Genomic DNA, 10,500 nt, shown 5'->3' with positions numbered 1-10,500 from the left:
CTTCGGTTTCAGCGAAGTCCGTTCTTTGAATGTGTAGGTGGATGGCTTACTGTGTTTTTGTGGACTGCATTTTGCCTCCTATGTTTTCGTATTAGCGACCGTCCAGCGAGATGGGTCCAAGATATTCACGATGGTTATTCAGTCGTGATAATCCTGGGAAGCACTCTCTCGGCTTGCGTTGTCGAATCCCTGTCATTCGCCGTGACGAAAATCATGAACAAAATGGAAGGTGCAGGTACCGAAAAGTGAGACTTGAAGGAGAAAAGGGGAAGGGGGTATTAAACGCGACGACAACCCCGGCCGGTGACGACTGAAAGCGGCGGGCGATTGACGTGACCACAGGACCGAGTCGACTTCCGCCGCATTGGTTGGTTCGTCGATTCACGACCGCTGGCGGGCACGACGCCCGCCCCTGTCTTCGGCAGGATGCCGGTACGCGCACCTTCACGCACAAAGAACGCCGTAGGCACGGCGGGTAGGATGCCCGTCGACTGAAACCCGTCGGTGACACGATGTCAGTCGGAGAACGATGGCAGGAAGCGGGAAGGCAGAGAGGGAGACAAGGAGAGGGGGAGACAAGGAGTGGTAGAGTGATGATGGTCGTGGAGTGAAGTAGCGGGCCATCGTTCGCCGACCGGAGTGAGGGAGGGATCGACCGAGCGGAGCCGACGGTTGACGGAGGTGCTGACAGCGACCGAAGGATGAGGGCAGCGCCGAGCGTGAGCGAGCAGCACCGACGCCGAGGGCGGAGCCCGATAAGAACAGTGCGAGGCAGGATGCCGAGCTCCTTATCAAGAAGGGCGAAAGTGACCGCGCCCGAGCCCAAGCGAGGTAAGCCGGGAACGAGACGCTCGGTAAACCATCAACCGACAGCTTGTCTGTTCGGCCAAAGCCCTTTGCGAATCACCGGCAGGCTCCCCGGCAATCACGGCTATGGATCCAAACCGTTGGTGCCCAGCCTTCAGGCGCCTCTCCACGACGCCTCCGGCGCTCGTACGACCGGTAATAGATCGGCTAAAGCCTAGACATCAACGCCTCCGAACCGGCCGCTCACTCTTCCCTACGTTTTTTGGCTTTCGCCGAGCCGGACTGACGCCGTCACCCGTGACCCTCCGGCGATCAGGCCGAGAGAAGGCGAGAGACAAAAAACACTCACGTGCGATCGTTAACACCAAGTGCGTTGACTTTAACGATTGATCCCGAAGCGGTTTTCTACTTTCGCGGCGGTTGGCTGATTCCGTCGCTTGACAGTGAGCGGAAGCTGTCGCGTCATGGAGGGCCGGCCGATCCGTGAGGCGTTGAACCACGTTTCGCCTCTGCACCTTCAAGGCTCTCGACCGCCAACGACAGCCGACAGGTGCGCAGCTTCCGCGGCCTGAAGCGGCAAACCGCCGACACCTCTCCCCGCGATCTTTCCAAACCACCAAGCAACGACCACGCCACCGGTCTGCGCGCATCCAACGGAGCCAACACAATGAACGATGACTTCCTGAACGCGATCCTCGATAACCCGATCAAGGCCATCGCAGAATTCTACGCAGGCTGCCTCAACGAAAACGACCGCGCCACAGCTTATGTCAACGAAGAACTCCATCTCACCAACGAACAAGCGACCGAACAACAAATCGGATTCGCCGACCGAACACTTGGCAAACAGATCCCACAACGTCGTATCAAGCGTGGTCGCGAGGTCCGTGACGCACTTGTCGCCGCGGGACTCTACAAGGCGAACGGACGCGAAACGATGCGTGGCCGTGTCACGGTTCCGATTCAAGACAACGAAGGCAACGTCATCGGCTTGCGTGGTTACAAGGTCGACGCGCACGCCGATGGTCCCGACGTGATCGTTGTCGGTGAGGAAGTCAAAGCACCGTCCACGAATCACACGAATGACACGAACGAAGACACTGTCGCTGCTATCAAGCCAAAGTCGACAACGCAAGATGAGAACGAACTGATCCTCGAAGACAATCAAGTCATCGTCATCCGCGACGACCGACGCTACCGAATCCGTGGCCTCGAGAAGAACAAGTCGACGCTGACACTTAAAGTCAACCTGATGGCTTCGCGTGATAACCTCGTTCACATGGACACGCTTGATCTCGTGAAGGCTCGCTCACGAACGTCGTTCATCAAAGCCGCAGCGACGGAACTCTACACCGATGCCGACATCATCAAAAAAGACATCGGCACGTTGCTGCTGAAACTCGAAGCGTTGCAGTCTGATCGAATCGCGGCGCTGAAACAACCGGCGCGCGCCGAAGTGAAGCTCAGCGACGAAGAGCAACGCGAAGCGTTGGCTCTACTTCGCTCGCCCAACTTGCTCGAACGCGTCGTTGCTGACATGGACGCTTGCGGCATCGTCGGCGAATCCACCAACAAGCTCGCCGGCTACTTGGCCGCAACCAGTCGCAAACTTGCCAAGCCACTGGCGATCGTCATTCAATCATCATCGTCGGCCGGCAAAACATCACTGATGGACGCGGTGCTTTCGATGATGCCATCCGAAGACGTCAACCGCTTCAGCGGCATGACCGGTCAGTCACTATTCTATCTCGACAGCGATTCAATCCGTCACAAGATCCTGGCCATTGCCGAAGACGAAGGCATCCGCCAAGCAAGCTACGCACTGAAACTTCTTCAAAGCGAAGGCGAGCTGCGTCACGCCACGGTCGGCCGCGGCGAAGACGGGCGCAGCCAAACCCAAGAACACCACGTCGAAGGCCCCACGCAGATCTTCCTCACCACAACCGCCCTCGACGTCGACGAAGAACTGATCAATCGATGCCTCATCTTGACCGTTGATGAATCCGATTCACAGACTGATGCAATCCAATCGAAACAACGTGAATCGTTCACGCATGACTTCACCGAACATGGTTATCTTGCCGGTCAGTTGAAACGCCTTCACCAAAACGCGCAGCGGTTGTTGCAGCCCGTCGAAGTGTTCAACCCGTTTGCGACGCAGCTGACGTTCCCCAATCACAAAACACGCATGCGGCGCGATCACATCAAGTATCTGACGCTGATCAACACCATCGCGTTCCTGCACCAGCATCAGCGGACGATTCATTCGGCACAACAAGGCGACATCTCGACCGAGTTCATCAACGTCGAGCCCGGTGATATCGCAATCGCCAACGGCATCGCGGGTGAAGTCCTCGGACGAAGCCTCGATGAACTCGCGCCACAGACGCGAAACTTACTCGGCAGACTGCATGACTTCGTCGACTCGAACTCACGATCGATCGGGCTTCCGCGGGACGCATTCCGGTTCACCCGCCGCGATGTCAGGGAAGCGATCCACTGGAGCGATTCGCAAATCCAAAAGCATCTTGGTCGGCTTGTCGATCTGGAATACGTGCTCGTTCACCGTGGTCGCAACGGCCAACGCTACGTCTACGAACTGCTTTACGGTGGGGAGGGCCGCGAAGGCCAACCGTTCCTGATGGGTCTGATCGATCCGGCGAAACTCAAGACACCTGCAGCTACAACCAAAACCTCGACCCCCTTGGTCGAAACCTCAACCCCCTGAGCAAGTGAGCTCAACCCCGGCTCTGTCGCCGCTCTGCGGTCGCTTCACTCCACCTCGCACATCCAATAAGTCGTTGCGCCGCAACGACCTAACCGCTCTGGCATCAAAACCGATGCCAAAACCTCGCAAGGCCCCCTCATTGAAAGCCTTGCCATAGCTGCATCGCCGTGATCGGTGATGCCGTCTTCTTCGGCCGAGTGACGTTCACCCGGCCGCTTTCACCCTGATCGAGCACGCCCCGGCTACCGGTACGCGCCGATCACAACCCCAGGATGCAAATCCATGTCAAACCTTCCCATTCCCACCGTCCTACTGTCTCGATACTTCAACCACCTCAAGATGAACAACTGGTCGGCCACGACCATCTCGCGCCGTGACTACGTCTTGAACAAGTTCATCACCTGGTCTTCCGAACGCGGCATCGAATCCGTCTGCGAGATCACGCCCGAGTCGCTCGCGGCCTATCGTCGTTGGCTCTATCACTACCGCAACGAACGCACCGGCAAGCCGCTGAAGTTCTGTACTCAAGCTTCCTACCTCTCAACGGTTGGTCACTGGCTCGCATGGCTGACCGAACAAGGCTGGATCGATACCGACCCTTCGAGCAACATCGAACTACCCAAAGAAGAACAGCGTCTTCCATCATCGCACCTGACCATCGATGAAATCGAAACGCTACTCAGTTCAGTCGATCTCACCACGCCAACCGGTCTTCGCGACCGCGCGATATTGGAACTCTTTTATGCCACCGGCATGCGACGCGCCGAGTTGATCGCGCTGAAGCTCGACGACATCAACCACGAGTCCGGGCTTGCGATGATCCGCCAAGGCAAGGGACGCAAGGATCGCGTGGTTCCGACCGGCAAACGAGCGCTCGGATGGCTGATGAAATACCTTCACGATGGTCGCCCCGCACTGCTCGACGAAGACACCGACGTGATCTTCTTGACGTCCCTCGGCAACGCGTTCCATCCTGTCACGCTCAGCCAACTCGTCAGAAGCTACTTGACTGCGGCGGGCATCACGAAGCCCGGCAGTTGCCACATGCTCCGCCACACGACGGCGACGTTGATGCTCGAAGGCGGCGCGGACCTGCGCTCGATCCAAACGTTACTCGGTCACGAGCAGCTCAACACGACGCAGATCTATACCCACGTATCGATCAAACGCCTGCGAGAAGTCCACGACAAAACGCATCCGGGAGCCAAGGACCGACCACCGCAAAGCGACACCGAATAGCCTGCCCATCAGTTACAATGGCGGGATGCTCTGCAAGCCATCATCCCGTCGTCGAACCCTTCAACGTCGTCTCGCGCGCCGCCGCGCGGGAGGCGTTAAGTCGTGCGCCGATTCAAAACAAATCCGTAGCTGCAAAACGCTTCGTCAACAAACCTGCTCGCTCGACAAATCACTGACTGAAAACGATGCGCCAACTATCAAGTTCGCGTTTCGCTATCACGGCACCCAACAGTATAGCATCACCGCACTGACCGATTCTCTTGGGACGATCAAGGAAAGATACGCCTACGATGCGTATGGCGGGTTGTCGATCTTCGATGGAAGCGGAACCGCACGTACGACGACCGCCGAAGGCAGCCGCTACACCTACACCGGACGTGAATACGACGATGTCCTCGACCTGTACCATTATCGCGCCCGCATGTACGACTCGATCGTCGGCCGCTTCTGCTCCAGAGATCCGATCGGGTATGAGGGGAGTAAGTTGGGGCTTCAAGGTTTCGCAGACGGGCGTCCTACAAGTGGAAGCGACCCTTTAGGCGACCGGTGGACAGAACCAGAAATTCTTGGTGGTGGACCGCCAACTGGTGGCGAACCCGGGATTTGGCCTCACCAGGAAAAAAACACAAGATGCATTTTTGTGATGAACGGAATTGAACCCGGCAACGTCCCGGGGCTATCTTCTATGCCGACTAACGGAGGGGTCCTTGTTCCAAATGTCACCTCCGGACAAACAATTGTCAGCACTATCAAGAACTCAAAGTGCTGCGAAATATTTGTAGTTGGGCATCAATCGCTTTCACTAGGCAACCCTGGTGGGATCCATGCGTCTCCAGAAGGGGCTCAGAAACCCTACATTCCCATTCTGCCTTCAAAAGATGGCTCGACTGAGAAGGACATCAGGGATGCACTCGAAGGAAATGGTTGCAAAGGATGCGGGCTGTTCATGTACAGCTGCGGCGCACTTCGCCTTGTTGACTCAAATGGGAACGTTGTCGTCAGTTACACTGAAGAAGAGCGAGACGGGCAGCGCCAGCAAATAGCCGACTCAATCGGTTGCTCTGTATACGGAGGCACGAGGTCCATGAACTATGGAAAGAAGCAGTATGACTCGCCGTGCCGCTCCGAATGGGGCAAGTGTTCTTTAGGCGCCATTTACCCAACAACTCCATTTCCACTTATTAAGTTCCCTAGCAACAACCCGATTCGGTAGGTTTCGATAGTGAAGCTCCTCAGGCACGGCCTAGCGTCGGTATTTCTGGTCACCCTGTTGGCTGCAGCGTCAGGTTGCGGCGATGGCCCAAATCGACTGTCTGTGTTCCACAATTCGTTTGACCCATCGAGTGGCGCCATCTGGACTGTGGATGTAGCTGTGAGGAATCAAGCACAGCGGTGGGGACTACACGGCACTAAAGTTAGTGTTGAAGAAACGTATGCCATTCCAGACGGCTGCCAGGTGGCAGTAATGTCTGGACGCAGAGTGGTCGGAATGGACTCCGTGCTTGTGGGCGAACGAGTCAACACAAATAGAGAACCTACATTATGGTCTGGCGTGTTGCATGGAAATGTCTTCACTGAGAAGGCGACGAAAAAGCTGAAGAGTGCAGCGTTCAATTTCGTAGTGCCGCCATGGCAGACAAAGATCTTTGTGCACGTCGGCGCAAGAGGTGAACCATCAGCACTAGGCTCTTTTGGAATAGAGGAATACTTCGTCAAAAACGACGGTGAGCTCCTGAAGGCGGAGCAGTCTGCTGAACTCAAGGAGCTCCTGCAGGCCAGCGAGTCTTTTCAAGATGGTAGCGAACTCAACCGTCTATGGCCGGGGCGCCTTGTCTGGGATCACTCGGCAAAGGCGTTGATTGTGGTGGGGCCGAATGGAGTGCCTGGTTTCATCGCATTTAGCGATTCGGGTGTGGCACAGGAAATAGTGGGCAGCAATCACTTTGAAGCAAAAGATGGAATTGCGAGCGACGTCCTCAGTGCAACCCTGCTAAAAGATCGAAATCACGTAGTAACTGTATTGTCCGAATTTGATTTTTCAGACAATGCTTCGGTAGGGCTTCGAGCTCTATTGCGGTGTTGGAATGTAAAAACAGGTGCTTGTATTAGCGAGCGAGTATTCACGTCGAGACTTCCTCCAGGGTGCATTCCGATGGCGGAGGTAATGTCAATGCAGGAAAGGAATGTCCTGTTGTTTTTGCCCGGGGAAGTTGTCGCGCTCGACAGTGCATCGGGATTCGATATTTTGGCGAAAGTCCCACGTGGTGAATTACCATGTTCATCCGTCTTTCAAGTTGGAACTAATTCAATAATAGTCTGCTCAGCAAAGACTTCTCCGCCGCAGGTCCGGAAGATCGAGCACCTTTCAGTGGGCAATTTGCAGAGCATTTTGAAAAACGAAACAAAGGGGCTGAACGAAACAAAGGGGCTGGGGGTTTTAAACGACGCGGAAGCGTCAATTGAAACAGCGGCGGACGATTGACGTGACCTCAAAACCGACTCAACTTCCGCCGCAACCAGTTGGCCGCTTGGCGATGCCGAACGATTGACCGCGCACCTGCCAGGCGTTGGACTCGGGCATTGAAAATGAGCGAAGCGCAGAGCGGTCATGGATGCCGCGATTAGACACCCGTCGGTGACAGGATGTCAGTCGGAGACAAACGGCATGGATGAAGTTCGAAAGGTGAAGAGCAAATCTTGAAAGCCCGCATGCCGACCAACTGTCCAACCCGATAGACTTGGCCGTTTGTCGCCGACCGGAGCGAGGGAGGAACGACCGATGCGGAGCCGACGGTTGACGGAGGCGATAGCGGCGACCGAGGGATGAGGGAAGCGCCGAGCGACTTGAACCGCTACGGGAAAACGCTTCCATCGACGCCGCGAACCGCAGGCGCCCATCGCTTCCATCCCGCGAGTATCGGCGACGCCGAGGCACGATGCCGATAAGAAACAGATGAGACAGGAAGTCGTAATTCCGCATCAAGAAGGGCGAAAGTGACCGCGCCCGAGCCCAAGCGAGGTAAGCCGGGAACGAGACGCTCGGTAAACCATCAACCGACAGCTTGTCTGTTCGGCCAAAGCCCTTTGCGAATCACCGGCAGGCTCCCCGGCAATCACGGCTATGGATCCAAACCGTTGGTGCCCAGCCTTCAGGCGCCTCTCCACGACGCCTCCGGCGCTCGTACGACCGGTAATAGATCGGCTAAAGCCTAGACATCAACGCCTCCGAACCGGCCGCTCACTCTTCCCTACGTTTTTTGGCTTTCGCCGAGCCGGACTGACGCCGTCACCCGTGACCCTCCGGCGATCAGGCCGAGAGAAGGCGAGAGACAAAAAACACTCACGTGCGATCGTTAACACCAAGTGCGTTGACTTTAACGATTGATCCCGAAGCGGTTTTCTACTTTCGCGGCGGTTGGCTGATTCCGTCGCTTGACAGTGAGCGGAAGCTGTCGCGTCATGGAGGGCCGGCCGATCCGTGAGGCGTTGAACCACGTTTCGCCTCTGCACCTTCAAGGCTCTCGACCGCCAACGACAGCCGACAGGTGCGCAGCTTCCGCGGCCTGAAGCGGCAAACCGCCGACACCTCTCCCCGCGATCTTTCCAAACCACCAAGCAACGACCACGCCACCGGTCTGCGCGCATCCAACGGAGCCAACACAATGAACGATGACTTCCTGAACGCGATCCTCGATAACCCGATCAAGGCCATCGCAGAATTCTACGCAGGCTGCCTCAACGAAAACGACCGCGCCACAGCTTATGTCAACGAAGAACTCCATCTCACCAACGAACAAGCGACCGAACAACAAATCGGATTCGCCGACCGAACACTTGGCAAACAGATCCCACAACGTCGTATCAAGCGTGGTCGCGAGGTCCGTGACGCACTTGTCGCCGCGGGACTCTACAAGGCGAACGGACGCGAAACGATGCGTGGCCGTGTCACGGTTCCGATTCAAGACAACGAAGGCAACGTCATCGGCTTGCGTGGTTACAAGGTCGACGCGCACGCCGATGGTCCCGACGTGATCGTTGTCGGTGAGGAAGTCAAAGCACCGTCCACGAATCACACGAATGACACGAACGAAGACACTGTCGCTGCTATCAAGCCAAAGTCGACAACGCAAGATGAGAACGAACTGATCCTCGAAGACAATCAAGTCATCGTCATCCGCGACGACCGACGCTACCGAATCCGTGGCCTCGAGAAGAACAAGTCGACGCTGACACTTAAAGTCAACCTGATGGCTTCGCGTGATAACCTCGTTCACATGGACACGCTTGATCTCGTGAAGGCTCGCTCACGAACGTCGTTCATCAAAGCCGCAGCGACGGAACTCTACACCGATGCCGACATCATCAAAAAAGACATCGGCACGTTGCTGCTGAAACTCGAAGCGTTGCAGTCTGATCGAATCGCGGCGCTGAAACAACCGGCGCGCGCCGAAGTGAAGCTCAGCGACGAAGAGCAACGCGAAGCGTTGGCTCTACTTCGCTCGCCCAACTTGCTCGAACGCGTCGTTGCTGACATGGACGCTTGCGGCATCGTCGGCGAATCCACCAACAAGCTCGCCGGCTACTTGGCCGCAACCAGTCGCAAACTTGCCAAGCCACTGGCGATCGTCATTCAATCATCATCGTCGGCCGGCAAAACATCACTGATGGACGCGGTGCTTTCGATGATGCCATCCGAAGACGTCAACCGCTTCAGCGGCATGACCGGTCAGTCACTATTCTATCTCGACAGCGATTCAATCCGTCACAAGATCCTGGCCATTGCCGAAGACGAAGGCATCCGCCAAGCAAGCTACGCACTGAAACTTCTTCAAAGCGAAGGCGAGCTGCGTCACGCCACGGTCGGCCGCGGCGAAGACGGGCGCAGCCAAACCCAAGAACACCACGTCGAAGGCCCCACGCAGATCTTCCTCACCACAACCGCCCTCGACGTCGACGAAGAACTGATCAATCGATGCCTCATCTTGACCGTTGATGAATCCGATTCACAGACTGATGCAATCCAATCGAAACAACGTGAATCGTTCACGCATGACTTCACCGAACATGGTTATCTTGCCGGTCAGTTGAAACGCCTTCACCAAAACGCGCAGCGGTTGTTGCAGCCCGTCGAAGTGTTCAACCCGTTTGCGACGCAGCTGACGTTCCCCAATCACAAAACACGCATGCGGCGCGATCACATCAAGTATCTGACGCTGATCAACACCATCGCGTTCCTGCACCAGCATCAGCGGACGATTCATTCGGCACAACAAGGCGACATCTCGACCGAGTTCATCAACGTCGAGCCCGGTGATATCGCAATCGCCAACGGCATCGCGGGTGAAGTCCTCGGACGAAGCCTCGATGAACTCGCGCCACAGACGCGAAACTTACTCGGCAGACTGCATGACTTCGTCGACTCGAACTCACGATCGATCGGGCTTCCGCGGGACGCATTCCGGTTCACCCGCCGCGATGTCAGGGAAGCGATCCACTGGAGCGATTCGCAAATCCAAAAGCATCTTGGTCGGCTTGTCGATCTGGAATACGTGCTCGTTCACCGTGGTCGCAACGGCCAACGCTACGTCTACGAACTGCTTTACGGTGGGGAGGGCCGCGAAGGCCAACCGTTCCTGATGGGTCTGATCGATCCGGCGAAACTCAAGACACCTGCAGCTACAACCAAAACCTCGACCCCCTTGGTCGAAACCTCAACCCCCTGAGCA

Annotated in this window: 5 protein-coding genes; all 5 read left to right on the top strand. The window is 56.4% G+C overall.

All coding sequences use genetic code 11. The features are described from left to right. The first annotated feature begins 1,474 nt into the window (after nt 1–1,474). Entirely contained in the window at nt 1,475–3,535 is a 2,061-nt protein-coding gene (locus tag Enr13x_RS11365; RefSeq protein ID WP_145386154.1) for a hypothetical protein, read from the top strand. 282 nt (nt 3,536–3,817) lie between these two features. Continuing rightward, nucleotides 3,818–4,774 (top strand): tyrosine-type recombinase/integrase, encoded by a 957-nt coding sequence (locus Enr13x_RS11360; RefSeq protein ID WP_145386153.1) that lies wholly within the window; start codon nt 3,818–3,820, stop codon nt 4,772–4,774. A gap of 25 nt (nt 4,775–4,799) precedes the next feature. Further along, nucleotides 4,800–5,987: an RHS repeat domain-containing protein gene (locus Enr13x_RS11355; protein WP_145386156.1), complete on the top strand. Its 1,188-nt coding sequence runs from the start codon at nt 4,800–4,802 to the stop codon at nt 5,985–5,987. A 276-nt stretch (nt 5,988–6,263) separates the two neighbouring features. Further along, nucleotides 6,264–7,256, top strand: coding sequence for a hypothetical protein (locus Enr13x_RS11350; protein WP_145386155.1), 993 nt, complete (start codon nt 6,264–6,266; stop codon nt 7,254–7,256). Nucleotides 7,257–8,436: 1,180 nt separating this feature from the next. Further along, the gene (locus tag Enr13x_RS11345; protein ID WP_145386154.1) at nt 8,437–10,497 is read left to right on the top strand and encodes a hypothetical protein; all 2,061 of its coding nucleotides are present in this window, start codon (nt 8,437–8,439) and stop codon (nt 10,495–10,497) included. The last annotated feature ends 3 nt before the right edge of the window (nt 10,498–10,500 follow it).

It is taken from the genome of Stieleria neptunia (assembly GCF_007754155.1).
Lineage (GTDB): Bacteria > Planctomycetota > Planctomycetia > Pirellulales > Pirellulaceae > Stieleria > Stieleria neptunia.
The sequence above is the reverse complement of the archived record's forward strand: the minus strand, read 5'-3'. Positions and strand labels throughout refer to the sequence as shown.